This window comes from Bacillus sp. LR--39 (assembly GCF_053613335.1).
The window spans coordinates 1-1,250 of sequence record NZ_JBSIOT010000223.1 but is presented as its reverse complement, the minus strand read 5'-3'; the positions used below and the strand labels follow the sequence as shown (position 1 = coordinate 1,250).

General features: G+C 44.6%; 1 protein-coding gene. It reads left to right on the top strand.

Going from position 1 to position 1,250, the window contains the following annotated elements:
* Positions 1-198: 198 nt before the first annotated feature.
* Positions 199-1,250: MDR family MFS transporter (locus tag ACWHAR_RS21985; RefSeq protein ID WP_452087824.1), on the top strand; the 1,052-nt coding region annotated here is incomplete at its 3' end.

Sequence of the window (1,250 nt, the reverse complement as noted above, 5' to 3'; positions counted from 1 at the left end):
CCATTTCCATAATATGACCCCTTTTTCTATTTATTTTACATTTTTCAAACAATATTTGTTAGATTTTTTCACGCTCATCAGTTGAAAAATGTGAGAGAGACAGATAGAATGAATGTGCTATGATAACTGGATTCGTACGGAGCCGTTTTAGGTTTCGTTTTTTTCATGAGCTTTTTTAGGTAAGAAAGGGGGATGAGTATGCCGCGTGCTCTTAAAATTTTAGTCATTGGAATGTTTATCAATGTGACGGGTGCTTCTTTTTTATGGCCGCTGAATACGATTTATATCCATCATCATTTAGGAAAGTCGTTAACAGTAGCCGGACTTGTCCTGATGCTGAATTCCGGCGCCAGTGTGGCTGGCAATTTATGCGGAGGATTTTTGTTTGATAAAATCGGCGGATTTAAATCGATTATGCTTGGGATAGCCATTACGTTAGCAAGCCTGATGGGCCTTGTCTTTTTTCATGATTGGCCAGCCTATATTGTGCTGCTGACGATTGTGGGTTTTGGCTCCGGTGTTGTTTTTCCGGCCAGCTACGCAATGGCAGGATCGGTATGGCCTGAAGGGGGAAGGAAGGCATTTAATGCGATATATGTCGCGCAAAACGCAGGTGTGGCTGTCGGTTCAGCGCTTGGCGGTGTCGTGGCGTCTTTCTCGTTTTCATATGTATTTTTGGCGAATGCCGCGCTGTATCTGGTCTTTTTCTTTATTGTATATTTCGGATTTCGAAATATTCAGACGGGAGATGCGTCCCAAACGTCTGTGCTTGATTACGATGCTGTGAACAGCAAAGCAAAATTTGCCGCACTGATCATTTTAAGCGGAGGCTATGTACTGGGATGGCTGGCTTATTCTCAATGGTCCACCACAATTGCTTCGTACACACAAAGCATTGGAATATCTCTTTCCTTATACAGTGTGCTGTGGACGGTTAACGGAATTCTCATTGTGCTCGGCCAGCCGCTCGTCAGTTTTGTGGTGAAAAAATGGGCCGAGTCGCTAAAAGCGCAAATGGTCATCGGCTTTATCATTTTTATTGTGTCTTTCAGCATGCTGCTGACTGCAAAGCAATTTCCGATGTTTCTTGCTGCGATGGTGATCCTGACGATCGGAGAAATGCTTGTTTGGCCTGCTGTGCCGACTATTGCCAATCAGCTTGCCCCTAAAGGGAAAGAAGGCTTTTATCAAGGCTTTGTCAACAGTGCGGCGACAGGCGGCAGAATGATTGGTCCCCTGTTCGGAGGAGT